19 protein-coding genes are annotated in these 23,429 nt (G+C 45.0%); 3 read left to right on the top strand and 16 right to left on the bottom strand.

Annotated elements, in window-relative coordinates; all coding sequences use genetic code 11:
• The first annotated feature begins 37 nt into the window (after nt 1–37).
• A complete protein-coding gene (locus VER99_RS21755) occupies nt 38–883 on the top strand; it encodes an enoyl-CoA hydratase-related protein (RefSeq protein WP_020336019.1) in 846 nt (281 codons plus the stop codon).
• Nucleotides 880–1,782 carry a hydroxymethylglutaryl-CoA lyase gene (locus tag VER99_RS21750; RefSeq protein ID WP_020336020.1) on the top strand — a complete coding sequence of 301 codons (903 nt, stop codon included), beginning with the start codon at nt 880–882 and terminating at the stop codon, nt 1,780–1,782. Before VER99_RS21755 ends, VER99_RS21750 begins: the two co-directional genes overlap by 4 nt.
• 29 nt (nt 1,783–1,811) lie before the next feature.
• On the opposite strand, the gene VER99_RS21745 is transcribed toward VER99_RS21750, so the two are convergent.
• The 4 genes from VER99_RS21745 to VER99_RS21730 form a co-directional block, all read right to left on the bottom strand.
• Entirely contained in the window at nt 1,812–2,357 is a 546-nt protein-coding gene (locus VER99_RS21745) for a DUF2301 domain-containing membrane protein (protein ID WP_020336021.1), read from the bottom strand.
• Between the two features lie 37 nt (nt 2,358–2,394).
• On the bottom strand, nt 2,395–3,273 hold the full coding sequence (locus tag VER99_RS21740) for a DMT family transporter (protein WP_020336022.1): 879 nt from the start codon (nt 3,271–3,273) through the stop codon (nt 2,395–2,397).
• Between the two features lie 247 nt (nt 3,274–3,520).
• Complete coding sequence (locus VER99_RS21735) at nt 3,521–4,834, bottom strand: methyl-accepting chemotaxis protein (protein ID WP_020336023.1); 1,314 nt, start codon at nt 4,832–4,834, stop codon at nt 3,521–3,523.
• Between the two features lie 274 nt (nt 4,835–5,108).
• Nucleotides 5,109–6,302 (bottom strand): acetate/propionate family kinase, encoded by a 1,194-nt coding sequence (locus VER99_RS21730; RefSeq protein ID WP_020336024.1) that lies wholly within the window; start codon nt 6,300–6,302, stop codon nt 5,109–5,111.
• Between the two features lie 361 nt (nt 6,303–6,663).
• Between VER99_RS21730 and VER99_RS21725 the strand changes: the two genes are divergently transcribed.
• Entirely contained in the window at nt 6,664–8,202 is a 1,539-nt protein-coding gene (locus VER99_RS21725; protein WP_020336025.1) for a putative bifunctional diguanylate cyclase/phosphodiesterase, read from the top strand.
• Between the two features lie 79 nt (nt 8,203–8,281).
• On the opposite strand, the gene VER99_RS21720 is transcribed toward VER99_RS21725, so the two are convergent.
• The 12 genes from VER99_RS21720 to mbhE all read right to left on the bottom strand — a co-directional run bounded on the left by VER99_RS21720 (nt 8,282) and on the right by mbhE (nt 22,910).
• Entirely contained in the window at nt 8,282–10,201 is a 1,920-nt protein-coding gene (locus tag VER99_RS21720) for a DEAD/DEAH box helicase (protein WP_020336026.1), read from the bottom strand.
• Nucleotides 10,202–10,884: 683 nt separating this feature from the next.
• The gene (gene fucO / locus VER99_RS21715; protein WP_020336027.1) at nt 10,885–12,009 is read right to left on the bottom strand and encodes a lactaldehyde reductase; all 1,125 of its coding nucleotides are present in this window, start codon (nt 12,007–12,009) and stop codon (nt 10,885–10,887) included.
• Between the two features lie 15 nt (nt 12,010–12,024).
• A complete protein-coding gene (gene fucA / locus VER99_RS21710) occupies nt 12,025–12,672 on the bottom strand; it encodes an L-fuculose-phosphate aldolase (RefSeq protein WP_020336028.1) in 648 nt (215 codons plus the stop codon).
• A gap of 86 nt (nt 12,673–12,758) precedes the next feature.
• Nucleotides 12,759–14,213: an L-fuculokinase gene (gene fucK, locus VER99_RS21705; protein ID WP_020336029.1), complete on the bottom strand. Its 1,455-nt coding sequence runs from the start codon at nt 14,211–14,213 to the stop codon at nt 12,759–12,761.
• 41 nt (nt 14,214–14,254) lie between these two features.
• Complete coding sequence (gene fucI, locus VER99_RS21700; RefSeq protein WP_020336030.1) at nt 14,255–16,003, bottom strand: L-fucose isomerase; 1,749 nt, start codon at nt 16,001–16,003, stop codon at nt 14,255–14,257.
• A 273-nt stretch (nt 16,004–16,276) separates the two neighbouring features.
• Nucleotides 16,277–16,993, bottom strand: coding sequence for a DeoR/GlpR family DNA-binding transcription regulator (locus VER99_RS21695; RefSeq protein ID WP_014234489.1), 717 nt, complete (start codon nt 16,991–16,993; stop codon nt 16,277–16,279).
• 421 nt (nt 16,994–17,414) lie between these two features.
• Nucleotides 17,415–17,711: a monovalent cation/H(+) antiporter subunit G gene (gene mnhG / locus VER99_RS21690; protein WP_020336031.1), complete on the bottom strand. Its 297-nt coding sequence runs from the start codon at nt 17,709–17,711 to the stop codon at nt 17,415–17,417.
• A complete protein-coding gene (locus VER99_RS21685; RefSeq protein WP_020336032.1) occupies nt 17,702–17,989 on the bottom strand; it encodes a cation:proton antiporter in 288 nt (95 codons plus the stop codon). Before VER99_RS21685 ends, mnhG begins: the two co-directional genes overlap by 10 nt.
• A complete protein-coding gene (locus tag VER99_RS21680) occupies nt 17,982–18,458 on the bottom strand; it encodes a Na+/H+ antiporter subunit E (RefSeq protein ID WP_020336033.1) in 477 nt (158 codons plus the stop codon). Before VER99_RS21680 ends, VER99_RS21685 begins: the two co-directional genes overlap by 8 nt.
• Nucleotides 18,455–19,951 carry a proton-conducting transporter transmembrane domain-containing protein gene (locus tag VER99_RS21675; protein WP_020336034.1) on the bottom strand — a complete coding sequence of 499 codons (1,497 nt, stop codon included), beginning with the start codon at nt 19,949–19,951 and terminating at the stop codon, nt 18,455–18,457. Before VER99_RS21675 ends, VER99_RS21680 begins: the two co-directional genes overlap by 4 nt.
• Nucleotides 19,948–20,304, bottom strand: a complete 357-nt coding sequence (locus VER99_RS21670; RefSeq protein ID WP_020336035.1) for a Na+/H+ antiporter subunit C — start codon at nt 20,302–20,304, stop codon at nt 19,948–19,950. The genes VER99_RS21675 and VER99_RS21670 overlap by 4 nt, the downstream gene beginning before the upstream one ends.
• Nucleotides 20,304–22,910 (bottom strand): hydrogen gas-evolving membrane-bound hydrogenase subunit E, encoded by a 2,607-nt coding sequence (gene mbhE / locus VER99_RS21665; RefSeq protein WP_031779262.1) that lies wholly within the window; start codon nt 22,908–22,910, stop codon nt 20,304–20,306. The genes VER99_RS21670 and mbhE overlap by 1 nt, the downstream gene beginning before the upstream one ends.
• Between the last annotated feature and the right edge of the window lie 519 nt (nt 22,911–23,429).

The following is a 23,429-nucleotide window of genomic DNA, read 5'->3' as shown; positions in this document are numbered from 1 at the left end:
AGAACGTAAATTTGGGAAAGATCGAAAGGACACATATATGCACGAACTTCAACCGAGCATTATTCCAAACGCGAAAAGGCAAGATGATGTGCTTTGGCAAGTTGACCGATATGGCGTCGCAACCATCACGCTTAACAGGACAAAGAAACACAACGCGTTCGACGCCTGTATGATCGATTTGCTAATACATAGGCTCGATTATCTGGCGTTGAGAAACGACGTTCGGTGTCTGGTTCTACGGAGTAACGGGGAGCATTTTTCTTCTGGTGCTGATTTAAATTGGATGAAATCCATGGCCAACAGTACACGCAAGGAGAACATCATTGATGCGCAAAACCTCGCCCGTTTAATGGAGACTCTGGACACATTCCCGCAACCAACCATCGCCGTTGTCCAAGGGTCTGCATTTGGCGGCGCTTTGGGTTTAATTTGTTGTAGCGACATAGCTATCGCGAGCAAAAGCGCCAATTTTTGTTTAAGTGAAGTAAAGCTGGGACTCGTTCCAGCGACGATCGCTCCCTATGTCATGCGGGCTATGGGAAATCGACAGGCTCGCCGCTTCATATTAAGTGGTGAAGTGATATCTTCAGATGACGCCGAACGATTTGGGATCGTGCATGAAGTCAGGGAACAGAGCGACATTGACAACACTCTGAATGAGTTGATTGAGACGCTGCTGGTAAACAGCCCTGATGCGATGCGCCAGGCAAAAACCCTGTGTCACCAATGTCATCAAAACCCGATTGACTCTCATCTAATCCAGTACACGAGCAGATTAATTGCCGATATCCGCGTGTCGCCGCAGGGGCAAGATGGCTTACAAGCGTTTCTCGAAAAACGTCTTCCGCGCTGGATAAATAAAGCGGATTCGGAGGAAACATGACACTCCCTTCAAAGGTAAAGATAGTTGAAGTGGGTGCACGAGATGGGCTGCAAAACGAGTCACCCGTCTCGACAAGCACCAAAGTCAGACTGATCAACTTGTTGTCGGACACAGGCTTAACTCATATCGAAGCCGGGTCTTTCGTTTCACCCAAATGGGTGCCACAGATGGCCGACTCTAAAGCGGTGATGCAGGCTATCTCCCGACGCAGCGACATTACTTACTCTGCACTTGTGCCTAACGTGAGAGGTTTTGAGCAAGCGCTAGAAGCTGGAGCAAATCAAATTGCCATTTTCACCTCGTGCTCGGAAGGATTCTGCGAGCACAACATTAACTGCTCTATCGCAGAAAGCCTGTCTCGATTCGAATCGGTGATGGAACAAGCTGCTAAACATAACATTCCGGTGCGTGGTTATTTGTCATGCGTCATCGACTGCCCTTATGACGGAGCGACAGCCCCCAAACAAGTGAGGAATGTTGCTACCAATCTCATTGATATGGGCTGCTATGAAGTATCGCTCGGAGACACAATAGGCACTGGCACACCAAATCGTGTGGAAGCAATGCTGCAATCTGTTTTAAAGAATATACCGAGCCAGAAATTGGCCGTTCACTTTCACGATACCTGGGGCCAAGCACTTGCCAATATTTATCAGGCATTCATCATGGGCATTGAAACCGTTGATAGCAGTGTTGCGGGTCTGGGTGGCTGTCCATACGCGCACGGTGCGTCAGGGAATGTCGCCACCGAGGATGTTCTATACCTTTGTCGAGGGCTGGGAATAGAAACAGGTGTTGATTTAGAGCTATTAGCAAAGGCAGGCTGGATGATCAGTGAAGAGTTACATCGTCAGCCGACATCTAAAGTTTCACTCGCGTTGCGTCATCGCTATCAATAATGACTCGTCATCGCTTTTTTCACTGCTCACTAAACTTCATATTTGGCTTTATTACCGATATCAAAATGCAGTGGCATTCGCCATTTAGCAATCGATAAGTAGCCCATGATGATACCCGCTAAAAATATCCCACCAGAGGCAATAACCAAATTGTTAAAGCAGAGTGCTAAGGTAGCCACGAAAAAGAGTATAGGGACGAGTTTTAATCCGGGCACTTTGAAGCAAAACGACTCTTTGAGCGCAATGCCTGAGAACGTAACAAAAACAAACCCTAGCGACAGCCATACTCGGCTCAGGTCATAATCACTGAACATGAGTACTAAACCAATCCAGCTAGACCAGCTGATGGCTAACCGAACCCTCTTACTGTAAACATGAATATTAGCGGCTGAAAACGCGGCTGCGATTCCAATAAAGACCAACACGCTGTGGTAGTGGCTAGCTAGGTCGCTGAACCAAACAAGTAAAGAAAAGCCGACAAGCGACACTGAAAATAGGCTGATGCCCGAACGATACAAACAAACACTCGCCTTATCTAAAAAGTCTAACGTTTCTTGATGGTCAATATCAGCCATGAGCCATTACCCTCGCCGCGAATGCGCTAAGACAAAGTTAAAGACGTTTTGGGAAGCGAAATCTGCCGCCGGTTCGATAGATAACCAAAGAAAACAGAATGAGCATACAGCCAATGAGTTTGTTGGTCGTCAGTACTTCGCCATACCAAAGAATACTCAATACTACTGTCCATACCGGCTCCAAAATCATAATCAATGCAGCATTGCCCGCTTGCACAAACTTCTGTCCCATTGTTTGCATCACGTAGCGTAAACTGGTCGCAAGCAAGGTACTGAGTGCAAACCACCACCAAATTGATGCATCAACTTCGCCAGGAAGTGTCTCCATAAAATAGGAGACCACCAACCCAAGACAGCCCGCAGAGAATAACTGCAAACAAGTCAGCAATAATACAGGTAGCTTCTGCGAGAACTTACTGTTTACATTAAAGTGTAATGCCAACAAAAGCGCCGCGCCAAGAAACCAAAGCTGACTGGCAGACTGCTTCCATCCGTCGGCCAGAGACAGACACGCCAAACCTATTACTGCAATTGGCAGTGAAATCCAAAATACCCGTTGTGGTCGTTGACGGAACATAATCCAAGCGACAATAGGTACAAACAACATCGACAGGCTCATGATGAATGCGCCCTCGCCTAACGTATCACTTATTGAAATCGCGTAGATCCACGTCATGACCGCACTACCCAACAGTAAGCCGACACCACTTGCTGACAACACATCACTCATCTTCGCGGATAAAAGAGGTCGGTAACACAGAGGCAGCAAACAAAGCGCTGCGATAGTAAATCGTGAACCAATAAAGCCAAAAGGAGGTAAGCCTTGAATGGTCTCTTTAGAGAAAATCCAGCCAAGTGCCGCAATCATGGTAGTTGCAATAAGAATGATGGTCGCTTTATGTTCTGAGTTAAGCATAATTACCCACAAAAATACTCGGTAACGAGTTCGACAGACGAGCTTTTGACGTCGAGAAAATCGATGAAAGTTATTGTTTAAGCGTCACAAATACAGGCAAGGAATGAATAAAGAATGGAACATGCTGACGTTTGCGAGACACAATTACTATACATGAAACTAACAATTTCAAAAGCGTTAATCCGCGCCAGATCACATTGCGTGTCTGGCGAGGAAACATCACTCATATTTGAATAGTAAGGCGTTACTAGAGCGTGCGATTGAACTGAGCAACCGCCTCAACAACACGGCTTGCGCCATCTTGAATATCATTCATGACGTTGCCTGCTTTCTCAGACAACTCAAGGGTATTCAGCGCATCTTTTTGGCATTGTGAAATCAACTCGACAGCGTTATTGGTGCGCTCAAGATTTTCTTTCACCATCGTGACAATATCATCGGTCGTCGTATTGGTACGAAGTGAAAGTTGCCTTACTTCATCCGCAACAACCGCAAAACCTCGTCCATGCTCTCCTGCTCGAGCGGCTTCAATCGCAGCGTTCAACGCAAGCAGATTGGTTTGATCGGCAATACCACTGATATTCCTTACCAACTCGCTAATTTTCGCTGAGTGACCTTTGAGTTCCTCAATCGCGGCATTGGCTTGTTCCATTTGTTTTGAGAGCATCTGCATATTCTCAACCGTTGCACCGATCACTTGCTGGCCCTGAATTGTCTGCGTTCCGGTCTCTTTGGAGACTTCATTCGCTAAATGAGCAGCTTGCGCCATCGACTGCTCTTGAAGAACTTGTTCGGTAATATCAGTAGCAAACTTCACTACCTTATACAGTTCTCCCCTATCGTTATGGATTGGATTATAAGACGCTTCCAACCATACGAGTTCACCATAGCGATTTAGCCTTTTAAAACGCTCAGAGACAAACTGACCACTCGCCAGTTTATGCCAAAACTCCTGATAGGCCTGGGAGTTCGCTTCTTCTTGATCACAGAACATTCGGTGATGCTTACCCGTGACTTGTTCCGACGTATAACCCATTGTTTTGAGGAAATTATCATTCGCTTTGAGAACGACACCATCCAAACTAAACTCAATGACCGCCATAGAGCGATTCAATGCGTTGAGCATATCTTCTTGCTCTCGAGAGGCTTTGATCGTTCGAGTCAACTCTGACGCGCACACAGCAAAGCGGGTAACTTTTCCCGTGAAATCAAAAATAGGTTGGACCATTGAGCGCAACCATGCTTCTTCACCATCCCCTTTAGAAACCTGCATAGCGCCATTCCAAAGGGTTTGGGTTAATACGCACTGCTTCATCCGTTGAAAATGCTCTGTATTTCTCGCTTTAACTGGAACGAGTTCAGTGATGTGCTTTGCCAATACCTCTTGCTCAGTTAGATTCATCTGTTGCAAAAAGTTCTGGTTAACAGACGTAACGTTACCTTCAGTATTAAGGGAGAGCAGTAACATGTCCTGATCAAGGCTTTGCTGCACTTGGGTAAGGCTGTAGAGCTCTTGCTTTAATTGCTGATTTTCTTTTTGAAGCGACTTACTAAAAAACATGACTTCCCTTATAAGACCGATTTTGATTGTCAAAAGCTCAGTAATTTAATGACGTTAAGTAGTGTTTGAGGTTGATTACAAACAAACCACGAAATTATACATTCATCACATATACATCACAAAACAATGCAATCACACAATAAATATGTGAATTAAATACCTTAAAGGTGTCATCGGGTGCTATTCACTTATTTGTTGGCAGCAGAAATGAAAAAAGCCCTTTCCAATCAGGAAAGGGCTTTAAGAGAATTCACAAATTTATAATGGCGCTATTTTACAATAGCTCGACCGACTGTTGAGCGATAACCCACTCTTCGTTGGTTGGAATAACCAATACTTTCGCATCCAGCAGTTCAGATTTACCAATTTCACCTGAATTACCGAATCGGGCATCTTCGTTGCCTTTCTCGTCTTCCACGAAACCAAGCAGGCTAAGGTTTTTAAGCACTTCACGGCGAATATCCAGAGAGTTTTCGCCAATACCACCCGTAAAGATAACCGCATCTAGACGATCAAGAGGGATCAGGTAAGAACCGATGTATTTCGCAACACGGTAGGTAAACACTTCAAACGCTAATTTCGCACCTTCGTGACCTTCTTCCATCGCTTGCAGAATACCTCGTGCATCGGAAGTGACGCCAGACACTCCCAAGAAACCTGATTTCTTGTTTAGTGTTTCGAATACCTGTTCCTGAGTCCAACCTTTCTTTAATAGGAACTCAATGATGCCTGGGTCCAGGTCGCCAGAACGTGTACCCATCATCAAACCAGCTAGTGGAGTAAAGCCCATCGAAGTATCAACCGATTGGCCATCTTTGATCGCACATACTGACGCGCCGTTACCAAGGTGTACCGTAATGAAGCTAGATTGCTCCACTGGCTTGTTCAGCATTTTTGCAGCTTCACGACTTACAAAGTAATGGCTTGTGCCGTGGAAGCCGTAGCGACGGATTCCATACTGCTCGTACAGCTCATGAGAAATAGCGCCAGTAAATGCCTTTTGAGGCATCGTCTGGTGGAATGCCGTGTCGAATACAGCAAATTGAGGAAGAGTCGGAAACGCTTCAATCGCAGCACGAATGCCGATAGCACCTGCTGGGTTATGAAGCGGAGCGAGATCGGCAAGCTGTTCGATTTCTTGTGTCACTTCATCGGTAATACGAACCGTCGTTGTGAATTTTTCACCGCCATGAACGATACGATGACCGACAGCCACGATGTCTTTAGCTAAACCTAATTCGTCGGTTAACCCTACTAGTTTTCCGATAGCGATTTTATGATGGCTATCGTCACCTTCGATAGAAACTTCCTTTTTTTCACCGTTGAATTTCCAGCTCATACGAGATTCTGGAAGACCAAAGCATTCGCCCAAACCACTTAGCACCGCGTCACCTGAATTTGAATCGATGACCGCGAACTTTAGTGACGAGCTTCCTGAGTTGATCACTAGTACAAACGAATTAGACATGAAATAGTTATCCTGTTGTGGAGCAGAGGTTGTCATTACGCTTTCACGCAGCGTACGACTTATATGCTTTCTATTATTCAATAATTTTTTAATCTTTCAACTATCTTTTAAAATTAATGGTCTGATTGCACATTTTTTATTGATCTAGGACACTTTCTGATTTTATTCGATGCGAAAAAAATATCTTCTCATAAAAGAGAATTGTGATTCACTCGTCTTGTTTATTGACTAAATTATGAGCTAACTTATTTATTAGACGAATAAAAACAATAAACATAACAATACATCGGGGAATATCGTGCCGAAAATAACGCTTTTACTTGTCAGTTTAGGCTTAATGTTGCTCTGCTTCGGATGGCAAATGACAAAAAATATTCGCTCGAAAACGGATGTTTCTGGGTGGACCTGGCTTCTGGTACTAATCAGCTATTTTATTATTGCGTATGCAACGTACTTGTACACCATTGCGCAAAACCCCTCAGGCTCACTTATCGAAACTGGTATATCTATACTCCTATTTGCTGGAAGCGTTTTTGTCGTCTTCGTCATCAAATTCAGTAATGACTCCATCGTCGAATTACATAGCCTTGCAAAGCGCGAAAAACAAAATGCCTTTCATGATGCGCTAACTGGTCTCCCAAATAGAAAATACTGTTTTGAGGTAATTGACGATCGTATTCAATCTGGCCTGCCTTTTTCAGTCATTCTCTTTGATGTTGTCAATTTCAAACAAGTCAACGATGCGATGGGGCACTTCTGTGGTGACCAATTACTAATTCAAATCGGTCAAAGGTTGCAAGATGCGCTTGAAGATAATGACAAAATATTTCGCGTCGGCGGTGATGAGTTTGTGATAATCACAGCATCTGCCACTGAAGAGGATGGCAAGAAACTTATCGTGAAGCTCAATAAAGCACTTTCCACTCGCTTTCACCTCGACGAATTCCAAGTATCTGCCGCTGTCGTGTTTGGTATAAGCACTTACCCTCAGGACGCAGAATCCAATGAGTTGCTGATCAAACATGCCGACGTTGCAATGTATCACGCGAAAAGTAACGGAAATCTTTTCGCATTTTATAACGACAACATGAATATTGGGGCTAAATATCAGCTGGAAATTTCATCACGTATTCAATTTGCGTTAGATCAGGATGAGTTTCGCTTGTATTACCAGCCATTGATTGATGCTCGTACTAGCGTCGTGGTGGGTTTTGAAGCAGTTATTCGTTGGCGAGATGGACAAGGTAATAACATTTCGCCAAACGATTTCATACCAATTGCCGAGCGAAGTAATCAGGTCAACAACATAACCATGTGGGTGCTGGGGCAAGTTGAAAAAGATCTCAAAACGTTTATCCGAAGAGGCATCAAGCTTCCAATTCATGTCAACTTATCCGCCAAAGACCTATCTTCAAACGTATTACTTACCCGCCTAAAAAAATTAATAGAACACTCTCCTGAATTTGCCCACCTTCTAAGTTTAGAGATAACAGAGACGATGGCGATTGACAAAGTGAAGGAACTTAACCCACTGATACACGAAATAAAAGGACTTGGCATCAAGATCAGTCTCGATGATTTTGGTACGGGTTATTCTTCACTCTCACTGTTAAGAGATCTTCCGGTGGATCAGATTAAGATCGACCGCTCATTCTTATCTACAGCGAACCGAACGGAAAGCACGCGCTCCATTGTTGAAAATACAATCGCACTTGCCCACGGGCTTGGTTACTCGGTAGTTGCCGAAGGCGTACAAGATATGGATACCCTGCATTTTTTACGACATCGTGGCTGTGACATCATCCAAGGTTACTTATTCTGCCCTGCTCTCCCATTAGACGAAGTGATCAATTGGGTAGCGGAGCACGACGAGAAACGCGACAGTTTCCTACCAGCATAAAAAAACCGAGCATGTTAACCATGCTCGGTTTTTGAAATCAGCTTTTTCTAACTCAGGTTATTTAATTAACCTGGCTCGATTATGCTTCCGGAGTGCGACGGCCACGGCCGTGACCACGTTCACCACGGTAGTTACCACGGTGATCACCACCACGGTTACGGTCGAAACGACGCTCAGCACCTTCGCGGTTACCATCACGGCTACCTTCGCGGTTGCCACGGAAACCACCTTCACGACGGCCACCTTCGCGACGAGCACCACCATCACGGTTACCACGGTAACCACCACCATCACGACGTCCGCCGTCACGACGACCACCACGAGACTCGCGGAAATCATCGAAGTCACATACTACCGCACCAACATCTTGTTGACGGATACGTAGTTTGCTCAACTTGTTCGCGGCTTCAGAAGTCATTGCTTTTGGTAGCTGAACGAAAGTATGACCTTGCGCTAGCTTGATAGCACCGATAGAACCTTTACCTAGACCAAGTTCATTTGCCAGAGCACCAACGATGTCTTTAACTTGAACACCTTGCTCACGGCCAACTTGTAGCTGGTAAGTATCCCAATCTTGGTTGTTGAAGCTGCGGCCACCTTCACGACCACCATCACGACCACCTTCACGGCGCTCTTTACGACGCTGCTTATCACGCTCAATTGCTTCTACCATTGGGTCTTCACCGATGTAGAACAGTGGGCGTTTGCCTTGTTGACGCTTAAGAAGCATCGCAGCAAGCATTGCTGGGTCGATTTCTAGAGAAGTTTGTAGTTTCTCAACCAACTCAGCAAACTTATCTAGTGATTTGTGCTCTTTCTCAGCTTCTAGTTCTGCACCTAGCTGAGCTAGACGAGCTTCAGCAACTTGGTCACGTAGAGGAAGTTGAATTTCTTCCATTGATGACTTAGTTACACGCTCGATAGTACGAAGCATGCGGATTTGGTTAGTGCGAACAAGAAGGATCGCTTTACCTTTACGTCCAGCACGGCCTGTACGACCGATACGGTGAATGTATGACTCTACATCGAATGGGATGTCGTAGTTAAATACGTGAGTAATACGTGGAACGTCAAGACCACGTGCAACAACGTCAGTCGCTACAAGGATATCGATAACACCCTGTTTGATGTGATCAACAGTACGCTCACGTAGAGACTGAGGGATATCACCGTGTAGTGCTGCAGCTTTAAAGCCACGAGCTGAAAGCCAGTCAGCTAGACGCTCAGTATCTTGACGAGTACGTACGAATACGATTGACGCATCCGTTTCTTCAGTTTCAAGAAGACGAGACATCGCTTCATCTTTCTCTACACCCTTCACTACCCAGAACTGCTGTTGAACTTTGTCTACAGTGTGGTTCTTACCAGCAACGTCTACCGTTACAGGGTCACGAAGGAAGCGCTCAACAATCTTTTTCAGCATTGGAGGCATAGTCGCAGAGAACAGAACGCGTTGTGCTGATTCAGGAGCGTGCTCCATGATTGCAGTTACGTCGTCCACGAAACCCATGTTTAGCATTTCGTCCGCTTCATCAAGTACGAAAGTATTAACTTCGTCTAGATGTAGACGTTCACGGTTGATCAGGTCTTGAACACGGCCAGGAGTACCAACAACAACGTGCGCACCATTCTTAAGTGCACGCATTTGATCAACGATAGAAGCACCACCGTAGATTTCTAGAACTTTCAAGCCCTTGATGTTTTTACCAAGGTTTTTCATTTCCGCTGCAACCTGAATCGCTAGCTCACGAGTCGGAGCAAGTACGATTGCTTGTGGTTTACGTTGGTTTAGATCTAGTTTGTTGAGAAGAGGCAGAGAGAATGCTGCCGTTTTACCTGTACCCGTTTGTGCCTTGCCCAGCGCGTCAACACCTTCCAACAGGTGTGGGATTGCCGCAGCCTGAATTGGAGTTGGTGACACGAAACCCATTCCGTCTAGAGCAGAAAGGATAGAATCATTCAGAGATAAATCACTGAATTGAATAACAGAATCTTGCATTGGGATCCTACTTAATTAAACAAAAAAACAGTCCCATATGCTCTTCCAATTCGATACTGAATTATCCAGATACTAAATCCATTCAGATAGGAATTAGCACAGTACACAACCGCGATAAGCCATTAGGGACGACTAAGGGAGGCGGATTATTCCTTAAATGCATAAAAAAAGCCAGAAAAAATTGAATTACATCACAATTTATTCTCAATAATGGCATTTTCCGCATAAAATACCACCAGCCCACCATTTCCCGCAAAAGCGCGCCATGAAAATTGATGAGTTCTTCACCAACCCCAAATCACTCTATCGCTGTTTATCAGCCCATATTTTACACAAAACGCCCAGCGAAATGCGCTCTAACGATAATAATAGCTCGCATTTATTAGAGCGCACTAGCTCTAGCGTTAAGTTAAATCGAAGCGTGAAGGCCAACTGCTTAACATCTTGCTCAAAAAGCAGACACAAACATTACTGGTATGAGCGTTAGCGTCGTTAGTAGGGTTGAGTGAGCGTATACAAGGCCGCATAAAAAAATGGACCAAAGAGGAACTAACCAAATCATATAAGTGAAGAAAAAGACAGACAGTGTTTGAAGAAGGCTTCAACATTGCCTGCCATACATAAAGCTTACTAATAAGTCGGTTCAACTCAAAGAGCCATTAGATACATGCGATATATAACGCCTATATTTCTTTTGGCGTTGGTTGACGAGGGTTACCGCCTAAGCATGGATCAGCCAATACTTTGTCTATCCAGTTTTTGCAGTCATCGTGGCTAATACCTAAGGTTTTAAATCCTTCTGGGATGTCAACGCGCTTAGATAATTGGCGAATTAAATCAACGGCTAATTCTGCTGCTTCTTTATCGTTTAAACCTTCTGTCTTCCCACCCATTACCTGTGCAATATCACGGAATCTCTCAGGATGCTCTTCTGCGTTAAACGCACATACTTCTGGTAGCAAAATCGCGTTGCACACACCGTGAGGTAGATTATGTGTCGCACCCGGCTGATGAGCCATTGCATGTACTAAGCCTAAACCGGCACTATTGAACGCCATTCCCGCTAAAAACTGTGCGTTAGCCAATTCTTCACGCGCTTTGATGTTTTGACCATCTTCAACCGCTACGGGTAGCCACTGGGTAATGAGGCGAATCGCCTCTAACGCCGTTGGTTTGGTGAGGGTGTGAGCGCCTGGAGTCACGTATGCTTCGACCGCATGAGTTAGTGCGTCCATACCCGTAGCTGCCGTGACATGACTAGGTAAATTAATCATCAAAGTAGGATCATTCACCGCGATATCAGGAATTTGCTTAGAGTCAATAATGACCATCTTCACTTGTCTTTCTTCATCAGTAATGACTGAGTTTGATGTCATTTCCGCTGCAGTGCCCGCCGTCGTATTAATCGCAATGAAGAAATCGCCCTCACACTTTACCTTGCCGATACCGTCAAAATCGACGATATCGCCAACGTTAGATGCCACAATACGAATGGCTTTCGCACAGTCTACCGGGCTACCACCACCAACCGCGATAAAGCAATCACACCCAGTATCGACATACGTTTCCAAACCTTCACGCACAAGTGATGCCGTCGGGTTAGGTGTCACACGGTCAAACAACACATAGTCGATTGCAGCTTTATCTAACAGAGCAATCAGATGATCTAAGATTCCCAGTTCCACAAGATTTGCATCGGTCACGATCAATGCTCGCTGAATGGGCTGCTGGCTCAACGTAGAAATCGCGTCATCAACGGCGCCGACGCCTGCGTAACTCAGTTTTGGTAGGTTTAATGCAAAGGCCATTTTATTTACTCCTTATTACTTCTCAACTCGTAAGCCATATGACTTGAATTTTTCCAGCACCACCTGCATAGACTCATTATCCAGCGTTGGTACTTCTGGGTTAACCGCGAGAGCTTTAAGGTAAAGCTCTGCCAATACTTCGACTTCATGCGCTAACCAAAGCGCTTTGTCTAAGTTCACTTCCCCTGCGATCAAGCCATGGTGTTGAAGCAAGATTGCTTTGCTTTTTGAGATGCCTTCTTCCACGTACTTCGCTAACTGAGGACTGCCAAATGTCGCGTAAGGTACACAAGGAATTTCAGTCGTTCCCGATGCTGCGATCATGTAGTGAATAGCAGGGATTGGTTTATTCAAGATAGAGACCGTTGCAGAATTGATCGCGTGGTTATGGACCACGGCATTTATATCTGGGCGATGTTGATAGCAAGTTAGGTGGAACAACCATTCAGAAGAAGGAAGTTTACCCTCTTCAAAGGTGCCATCTTCCGCAACATAGACAATTTGCTCAGGCGTCAGTTGTTCGTAAGGAATGCCCGTTGGGGTGATTAACATGCCGTTATCAAAGCGGACACTGACGTTACCTGCGGTACCTTGGTTTAGACCTAAACGGGTCATTTCGATACAAGTATCGATAATGTGTTGCGAAAGCTCTATTCTGTTCATTTTGTTAATCCTTAAATTTAAATGCTGGATAAGCCTTTTATGAGAGTGTCGCCGGTTGCGTTGGCGAAAGTGCAGGATGACTACCTCTAAGCATGGCTGTGCTCCCGTTTTATTTGATTTAAGACTGCCGTTGCTTCTGGATAGATCACACGCAATTTAGGACGCATATTGTGTTGAGATTCATCGACAGAGCGGTAAAAGCCCACGCCATAAAATGCGAACATCGCTGCTCCAATTACCGTCGCTTCGGCCTGCTCTACGATATGAAGTGGTCGCTGTAACGCATTTGCACGAAGCTGATTCCAAAGCGGATTTTTGGTGCCACCACCCACGACAACGATTGGCTCGTCGCTCAATTGGCATAATTGATTCAGGTAAAGAAAACGTTGTTTCAGCTGTTGGCTTAATCCTTCAAATACCGCTCGGGCAATTTGGCCACGCGAAGTATGAATAGAAAGGCCTTCTATTGATCCTTGACCAATACCACTTTCATCAACCGATAAAGTTGGTTTAAACACCACACCACCAGCACCTGGCTCGGCGGCTTCAGCTTCATTAACCATGGTGGTGTACAAATCGTTTGAGTGTTTTTCTGCACTGTAAAATTGCGTCACAACCCATTCAACGACGGCGCTAGAGAGCCACTGTATTGCTGGATTGTACAAACCCTTTAATGCGTCAAGCTCTACGGTCACCCCATTATCCAACGCTTGTTGATTGAGTGCGGGACGCAGGCTGCGCGCCATTAAGATTTCCCAGGTGCCTGAGCTCAAAAACGCTTGGTTTTCTTTCGCTCCCGAGCCCACTAAAGCAAACTGAGTGTCGTGACCTGCGGAAATCACGGGTGTCCCACTAACAAGCCCCAATTGTTTGGCGATGTGTTCTGAAACATATCCCACCTTTTCACCGGCCATCACGAGCCTTGGGAAATGATCCGATGTCAATCCTAGGTAATTTAGCGCTTTAGCATTCCAGCTACAGGTTTCCACACTGGTCAGCATGGATGTGCCAGCCATTGTGTAATCGGTGGTCATTTCGCCAGTCAACCTGTGAGTGATCATCGATGAAATGAAGACAAATTTATCCATCTTTGCGTACACTTCAGGCTCGTTTTCTTTAAGCCAACGCAATTTGTAAAGCGTATTAAAACTGTAGTCTCCAATGCCGTTGCTTCGGTAGAGTTCCAGACGATCAACCTCATCTTCTACCGCTTTCATTACGGGTATGGTTCTCGGGCACTTCCAAGAGATAATTGGGTAAATCTGATTTCCATCACTATCAAACGGAGCACCATCAACACCAAATGTTGTTACGGTCACAGCCAGAACATTTTTCGCTCCGACTTGAGCCACGACATGCCGACCACACTCAAGGAGCTTTTGCCAGATGTCTTCGAAATCCCACAGGTGATAACTTGGGTTTAGCGCATCACATTTGGTCGAGTTTTTTATGAAATGAGACGCGACGATGGCGCCTTCTTGGTCAATTGCAATGGCACGCAAGTTGGTCGCACCGCAATCTAAAACAATCACTACAGACATGGGGGCTCCTGAAGGGGCGGGAATCACCCCGCCCGAGAAGATTACTTGTATAAAGGACCAAAGTTTTCGCAAGCACGGTAGTCTTGACCTTCTTTGTCCTGACCAAATGCCGTCCATGTGTGAGGGCGGAAAATGTCTTGCTCGTCAACGTTGTGCATTGACACTGGAATACGCAACATAGAAGCAAGTGTGATCAAGTCAGCGCCAACGTGACCGTAAGAGATAACACAGTGGTTCGCACCCCAGTTCGCCATGACTGAATACACATCTTTAAACGCGCCTTCACCGGTCAGGCGTGGAGCAAACCAAGTGGTTGGCCATGTTGGGTTTGTGCGCTCATTAAGCGTTTCATGCACCTCGGCAGGTAGCGTCACCGAATGACCTTCTGCGATTTGCAGTACTGGGCCAATGCCCTTAATGATGTTGATACGATGCATCGTAAATGGCATACCACCATGAGTCAGGAAGTTCGATGAGAAACCACCGCCACGGAAATATTCAACATCGGCAGGTGGCCACTGGGTCGCAGCCAGACACGCTTCTGCATCTTGTGCATTCATATTCCAATGCGATTTAAATACAGGTTGACTTTGCTCATCACGAGCTTCCCCACAGCCATCCAGAGCCGCTGAACCTGAGTTAATAAGGTGAATCAATCCAGACTCAGGGCGGTAACCACTAACGCGCTCTACTGAATCCTGTGACCAGTAAGTGCGCACGTCGCAAAATACTTGCGCTTGGCCTGTCAGCATTTTTCCGAACAGCATATTTACGCCGTTCAAGCAGTCGTTTTCTGTCGCAATAGCAAAAGGTTCACGGATGCCGTTCCAGTCAAATGACGAGTTGAGGACCGCTTCACTAAAGTCACCGTTTGGTAAGTGATCTGTCCAATGGCGTTGACCCTGGAAGCCGCCTGCAACAGCGTTGTGTCCCATCGCCTCTTCCGCATAACCCATTTCTGCGAGTTTCGGGTTACCAATCATCAGATCGCGCATGATCATCGTCATCTTAACCACGGTTTCCCAATCTTCGGTTTTACGCTCTTCGGTCATTGGAACTCGGTTGTAATCTTTACCTTCTTTGCAATGTTCTTTTGTCCACGACAACGCCAGTTCAAACTCTTCTTTATCGAAGATTTCGCGGTCGAGACGACGTTTAATTTCAGTCATATCAACATACTCGTTGCGCATGCCTAAGTAATGTTGGAAGAACGGTTGGTCTACGATAGAGCCCGCAATCCCCATTGAGACTGAGCCCATAGATAAGTAGGATTTACCGCGAATAGAAGCGACCGTTAAACCTGCGCGGCAGAAACGAAGGATCTTATCCTGAACATCGCTAGGAATAGACGTGTCATCTTTATCTTGAACTTCTTCGCCATAGATAGAAAACGCGGGTAAACCAAGTTGAGAGTGACCAGCCATTGCTGCGGCTAGATATACAGCCCCAGGACGTTCGGTACCGTTGAAGCCCCATATCGCTTTTGGCAGATGTGGATCCATATCCAGCGTTTGAGTGCCGTAACACCAGCAAGGGGTAACGGTAATAGATACGCCAACGTTCTCACGCTTAAATTTTTCTGCACAAGCTGATGCTTCGGCTACACCGCCAATGGTCGTATCTGCAATAACACATTCAACCGCTTCACCGCTAACGTGACGTACATTTTCAGTAATAAACTTGGCTAAGTTGTTAGCCATGTTCATTGTTTGATCTTCAAGAGACTCACGAACCCCAAGACGACGACCATCGATTGTTGGACGAATACCGATTTTTACTAAGTTTTTCATTTTCGATTCTCTATTTCACACTAACGAGAGATTATTTTTTGAATTTGGTAGCCTTTAAGGCCAAATAAGACTAAGTAGACAAAGCCAATTAACGGGATAATGAACGCAGTCTTAATATCCTTCGATTTATATAGATTTAGTTATTACTTGGTTTGTATATTTTTTAGACTTTATTGGATTAGTGGATGATAAAACGTCCGTCATTTTAACTTTCTTCAAGTGTCACTATCCCTCCCGAGAAACAGGAACAGCTTTTACATTATGTAAAATTAATTAGAACTGTGTATTAACATCAGCATTCGATATTACAATATCTATTTCATCGAAGTTGCAGACCTTTAATAGACTTTTTTTCTTATACTTGCTCTTATCCGCTAATAGGATTACTTTTTCTGACACATTGATGAACATTTTCTTTATTTCATAGTTGTATTCATTAGAGTCCCACACACCGGATAACTCATCGAAACCAACACATGATATAACACTGACATCAAGTGACATTTCAGCTAAGGTTTTTCTCGCAATAAGCCCATAAAACGCTTTGTACTTTTCAGAGAAAGAACCACCTAAACTAATTATTGAGATATTATTTTTACCACTTAACACATTTATATTGTTAATGGAGTTGGTGACAACTGTACATCTCATATTAGGTAGTGCTTGAGCGACAAGCCAGCTAGAAGAACTTGCATCTAAACCAATAACTGAACCTTCGTAAATATTGGAAATGACTTGATCGACTAAATCCATTTTGTCGTTAACATTGCGATTCGCTCTGTTGTTGAAAGACGTTCCTTCATCTTTATAGTTTTTACCTATTGCTCCACCATGAACTCGTATCAGCTCCCCTTTCTCATCCAGAACTTTAAGGTCTCTGCGTATCGTCTCAACCGAAACATCAAGGTCATTAGCCAAATCCGTCACAAATGCCTTTCCGGACTTGTTAACAACATTCAAAATGTAATTGGTTCTAGATATCGACTTCATTGGTTATCTTCTGCATTTCCTTTACATGCCGCAGATAATAACTTTTAGCTCATTCAAATGTTAGGCAATGCTCATGTGATTTTTGGAAATTTTAAATAAGTTGACCGAAATATAGAACGACACCACAAAAAAACGGGCACTTCCCCAGATAAACGGGCATAAGAAACAATAATTTAAAGTAATAATCACAATTGGTATATATCAGTCAAAAACGGGCACTGGCAGGCAATAACGATTTAGAATAGATTGAATGATAGATATAATGTGATATGTCTCGAATATTAATTATTTTTTATTGTACTTATATTTAAATTACATTCGGTATGTATCTAACCACTTGTTTAAAACTAATTCTAATCAAAAAAGAAAAACAAAGAGCCTCTGATAATCAGAGCAGTAGTAATGACATGGTTTTCCGTGATTATTTTGGGTTTCGCCACATTCGATAACCACTTTTCCTCATGGCTTTGCCTAATAAATGTGCAGCAACAGGTGCGGTGAGGAAAATAAACAACATGGTGCCCACAGCGCGGGAGATCACCGTGGCATCAGGAATAGCGATGGCTACCGCCAAAAGCAATGATGCCACACCAACCGTACCCGCTTTTGTTGCCGCATGCATCCGAGTGTATAGATCCGGCATTCGAACCACTCCTAAGCTGGCGATCAGAAAGAATAAGGTACCAATGCACAACAAAAGACCAACGATCACTTCCATTCCTCTCCCCCTTTTCTCTTTGCTATCATTCGAGCAAATGCGATGGTGCCGAGAAACGCCACTAAACCAAGTGTGATAGCAATATCTAACAACGTCTCTTGACCACTATCCAGAGTATAAACGGCAATGAATCCAATCGTGACAAACGAGATAAGATCCAATGAGACGACTCTGTCTGCCAACGTGGGTCCCAGAACCAAACGTACCAACGCCATAACTACGCTTAGTAACAACCCACCGTAAGCAAAGAAAATACTGAACTGCAGCCAACTATCCACGCGTCACCTCCAATATTCGTCTCTCTAAGCCACCTTTGATATCTCGAATTACTTTCTCATGTTCTGGAGCAAACATGGCATGCACGATCAGATGTTTTTTGTCAGGTGTTACATCCAAACTTAACGTACCTGGCGTTAACGAAACCATATTCGCAAGCAGCGTGATTTCTATATCTGATTTCGCATCAAGTGGGACATAAATGATGTCGGGTTGGCTTAGATGTGTTGGCGTTAGCACATCCCACATCACCCGAGCGGCAGACATGAGTAACTCGAAACAGAAATAGCTCACTAGCCGCAAAAGTGAAATGAAAACCTGAAAGTAACGACTTTTCGTTCTGAACGGCTGACTGAGCCTCAAAACGAGAAACCCAGCGATAAAGCCAAATATAAAGTTGAGGCTGGTATAGGTGCCGTTTAGAAGCATCCAAGCCAGTGCGAGAAAGAGGTTGAGAAAAAAGTAAATCATTGTCCACCTCCCAATACTGCCTGAATATATTCTTTCGGCTCCAGCAGTTGCAGCGCAGCCTGCATGGCAAATTGATAAAATGGCTCGGCAACCAGACCGATGATCAAACTCATCGCCGTTAAGGTAACAATAGGAATACAGTACAAGTACGTAGTCGACTTAGTCATTATTTGTGCGTCAGCATCACTTGGCTGCTTTTTCCAGAACACCGCATTCCAAATTTTGCTCATGGAAAAAACCGTCAACAATCCCACCAGCAAGGCGGTTGCTGCAAGCCAATAGCCCTCTATTTGCAAACTCGCTTTAATCACTAAGAACTTGCCCCAAAAACCGGAAAGTGGTGGAAAGCCAGCCAAAGAAAATGCAGTAATGTAAAACAACAAGGCCAACCAAGGCATCGCTTTATACACACCACCTAATTGCTTCAGTTGACTGGTTCCGTATTTCCGTTCGACGAAGCCTCCAATTAAGAACAGGTTCGCCTTCACTAAAATATGATGAACGATATAGAAAATAGCCCCAGCGACTGCCAACGGCGTATAGACGGCGAGCCCCATGATCATGTAACCAATCTGGCTGATAATATGAAATGAAAGGATTTTCTTTATATCGTAATGACTTGCTGCCCCTAATACCCCCGTCAACATTGTCAAACAAGCCATCCACATCAAGGTCGATTGCCAGCCACTTTCTGCCAATGGAAATACCAGTGTAAATACACGTAATAATGAGTAAACACCGACTTTAGTCAGTAAAGCGGCAAACAGTGCAACCACGCCGCTCGGTAGCGTATGGTAAGACGCAGGAAGCCAGACAAACAAGGGAAACAACGCCGCTTTGATAGAAAAAGCAAATAAGAAAAAACCTGCGAGCAAGGTTTTCGTGTCGGATGGCATCAAAGCCGCTTTAGCGTGAAGATCCGCGAGATTCAGCGTTCCGGTAACGCCATATAACAAACCTATCGCGAGCAGAAAAAACAGCGTCGAGATCAGGTTCAAAATCACGTATTTCACAGCACCATCAATCTGAGTCTTGTTGGCATCCAAGACCATCAGACCGAAGGAGGCAATCAGCATCACTTCAAACCAAACATAGAGATTGAAAATGTCGCCGGTCAGAAATGCCCCGTAAACGCCCGCAAGCAAAACATGCATCAACGCGTGATATATCCCGTATGATGGTTTGTTGCGAATATCTCCAACCGCATAAAGCACACAGATGAGACCAATCACCGCCGTAACCATAACCATGGCCACAGTGAACAGATCTGCTACAAACACAACGCCGAAAGGAGAGAACCATTGGCCAAATGCTACCGCGACAGGCCCATGCTGTATCACATCACTGGTAAGAAAAGCAGCGACACACACCGTTAAAAGCGCACTCGCGCCACTGATGCGCTCAGCAAGACAGATCTTACCTTTCGCGATAAACACAGCCACCGCAGTCAAGAGTGAAATCACGATAGGTAACGTTAGCCAAATGGTCGTCATTCCTCCTCCTCTTCTGACTGTCGCATATCATCCACATCTGCCGACCCTGTTTCTGAATACGCGCGATAGAACAACAAAAGTGCAAAAACGAGCAATCCAAAACCAATCACAATTGCAGTCAGGATCAACGCCTGAGGCAACGGATTAGCAGCACCATCTGGTGGCAGTTGTGCGCCTGACTCGATAAGAGCGGGGACGCCAATGGTTAAGCGTCCGGCCGTCAATATAGCCAGATTCACAGCACTGCTTAGTAAAATCAGACCAAACAGTATTCTCAATATATGCCGTTCAAGTAACAGATAAATACCCGCTGCAACAAATACACCGACCACCAGACTCCATAGTACTTCCATCAGTCGAGCACCTCATTCACATGTAACAGCAAGCCCATCACGCCGCCAATAATGGCGAAATAAATGCCCACATCGAAGAGCAGCGGAGTCCCTAGCGGGAGAATATCCTTCCACCACAATCCGGTCAGGAAAGGTAACTCCAGTACCACTCCTAATAGCCCTGCCATAAAGCTGAGCGAAATACCGAACATCGCAATACTTAATGGTGAATAGTACAAACGGTCCCTTAAGTACTTGGGCGACTCTGCATACATCATTAGCGCAAACCCTATCACCGCAATGAGTGCACCAATAAACCCACCTCCAGGTTCGTTGTGCCCGCGCAGCAGTAAATACAGAGAAAACAGCAACATCAATGTAAAGACAATGTGAGCCGTGGTGGAAAAGATCATTGAATGGACAGGAGGATGCTTGTAATTTGGGGTGGTAAGTAGACTGGTCGCCGCAATGCCCGCCATCACGACCACAATCACCTCACCTAACGTATCGATGGCACGAAAATCGACCAGGATGACATTGACAACATTGCGCCCGTACCCTTCAGGTAGACTTTTCTGGAGAAAGAATTCAGCTAACTGGGGATCTAACGGTTGAGAAGTGATATTGATGAGAGCAACGCTAACAGAAAACCCGACTATTACAGCAATAATCGCGTGTAACAGACGACGCCGTTTAGAGTGATTACGCACAGTGGTCAATTTAGGCATGTGGCGCATTAACAAAACTAAAAATACCACCATCAGTGTTTCTACTAACAACAAAGTCTGTGCAACATCGGGCGCGCTGTACAACATAAACACGAGTGTTGTCATAAAGCCCACCACGCTAAGGGCTGACACCGATAACAAACGTGACTTAAAGAACGTACATACCGACACCGCTGCCACAAGTAACAGAGCAATCACTATTTCGTAGAAATTGATAGCAAACAGCTCGGTAAAACGCGCGGTTGAAATATCTAATGGGCGACTGAGCAACACGATGGCTAGAACGAGGCTAAACATAAGTACATAATTGCTCAGCCTCTTTTGCTGAATCCATTGTGTCTGCCACTTAGCAAACCGTATGACACCGCTGACAATTTTATTAAACACCGTCTCCGCAGTAGGAACGATAAACGCGCTTTTATACCACTTGGCAACCCTCTGCGAGTAAAGCGCGTAAACCACCCACCCCAACCCCAATGTAATAAGGCTCAATAACAACGGGAAGTTGACTCCGTGCCATAACATTGTTGCCACTGGTTCTGAGGCAGGAAGGCTGGTCAAAACACCGGGAATAATGACATTATGATTTATCCAACTTAGCCCCAACACTGGCGTGATCAATCCGCCAACGGACAGTAGCATCGGTGGTATCCATAGTCCTTTGAGTGACTCGATATTTTTCGCCGGAGTGGGCTCACGTTGAGAATGAGCAAAGAATGGTTTGTAGATTAATGCAATCGTCACCGCCACCATGATTACATTGACAGCGACTAATAAACCGATAATCACACTGCTAACCTCAAGGCCCGATTTGTACATGTATTCTTTGCTCAAAAAGCCAAGGAGCGGTGGTACTCCCGCTTTAGACAGCGCCGCCAACGTCGCAGCCGCCAGACTTAAAGAAAGCACGGCTTTCAGTCCATTCAGCTTGGTTACATCTCTTGTGCCAGTTGCTTTATCAATATTCCCGACCACCATGAACAGGGCCGCTTTGTAAAAAGAATGCGCCAGGATAAACAAGAGCGCGGCGGCCAGTGCGAGCTCCGTTCCCATGCCAATTAGCATAACGAGCTTACCCAAAGCCACATTGGTGCTGTACGCGAGCATTAACTTCAAATCCGTCTGTTTTAAAGCCAATAATCCACACCAGATGGCCGTAAACCCACCAGCAATACTTAACGTGTAAAACCAAATATCACTGTGTGAGTAGGCAGGAGACAGCCGCGCCAGTAGATACACGCCCGCTTTTACCATAGTGGCGGAGTGCAGATAAGCGCTCACTGGCGTGGGTGCTGCCATCGCATTTGGCAACCAAAAGTGAAATGGAAACTGTGCGGACTTAGTGAAGGCACCAAGGAGAATCAATATAAGAGAAGGCAAAAACCATTTGTGAGACGCAATTTGTGTCGATTGTTGAACAATAGTACTAATCTCATAACTTCCGGCGATTTGTCCTAATAAAATCAGCCCAGCCAACAGAGCCAATCCTCCAGCCCCGGTAACCAAAAGAGACTGTAACGCCTTTTCACGTGACACCTCTTTCTCATGATTAAAGCCGATCAGTAAATACGAGGTGATGGTCGTCAGTTCCCAAAAAACAAACAGCAACAGAACGTTGTCGCTCGTGACAATGCCTAACATGGAAAGCATGAACAACGTCAGATAGACATGAAAGGAAACACGCGCTGGATGGCTGCGCATGTATGCAAGCGAATAGACTTGTATCAGTGCACCGATCCCACAGATCAAACACACAAATAGGAATGACAAACCATCAAGACGAAAACTTAAATTGACATCAAGACCTGGAACCCAGCTGCCCTGCCAACTCACGCCTTCGGGGCGATACCAACTCATAACAACGAGCAAGATGAAGATCGGCATCAAAGGAAATAGCATCAAAAGCGGGTTATGCTTTTTTGATGGGTGAACCTGATTTCTACCGTTAACGTTATTCAATGTCGCCATCCATACTTTAAATGTGTTCGACACAATCAAGTTGCTTGACTACTCACGACATCAAAGCTTTATCGATCTCTAAAAATTCAAACCGGTTGAGGATAGAATGCAGTCCGAGCAATTCAGGTGAACGGACTGGATGGAACTAAGCGGTGAACAAAACTCATGAACATCAAGCTACGATTGTCTACTTCAAAAATAGACTTAGATTGCTATTAATTCGAACTACTTAGTATCGGGAACAACGTAACTACGCGTATCGCTGAATGGATTTGTTTGGTTTAACGTTGCGGTATAGTCGTCCTGCGGTATGTTGAGCGGATCATAACAACAATCTCCGATATCATTTCTCGGACATACAAAAATGTGCGCACGTTCAACCATCTCGGTTTGGCAGATGGGACAAAAAGCTTTCATATCATCCTCCTTTAAGCACTTAAAGCTTCGTGGTAACAACGT

The organism is Vibrio natriegens NBRC 15636 = ATCC 14048 = DSM 759 (genome assembly GCF_035621455.1).
In the GTDB taxonomy this organism is placed as follows: domain Bacteria; phylum Pseudomonadota; class Gammaproteobacteria; order Enterobacterales; family Vibrionaceae; genus Vibrio; species Vibrio natriegens.
Note: the sequence above shows the minus strand (reverse complement) of the source record. Positions and strands in the feature narration are given on the sequence as shown.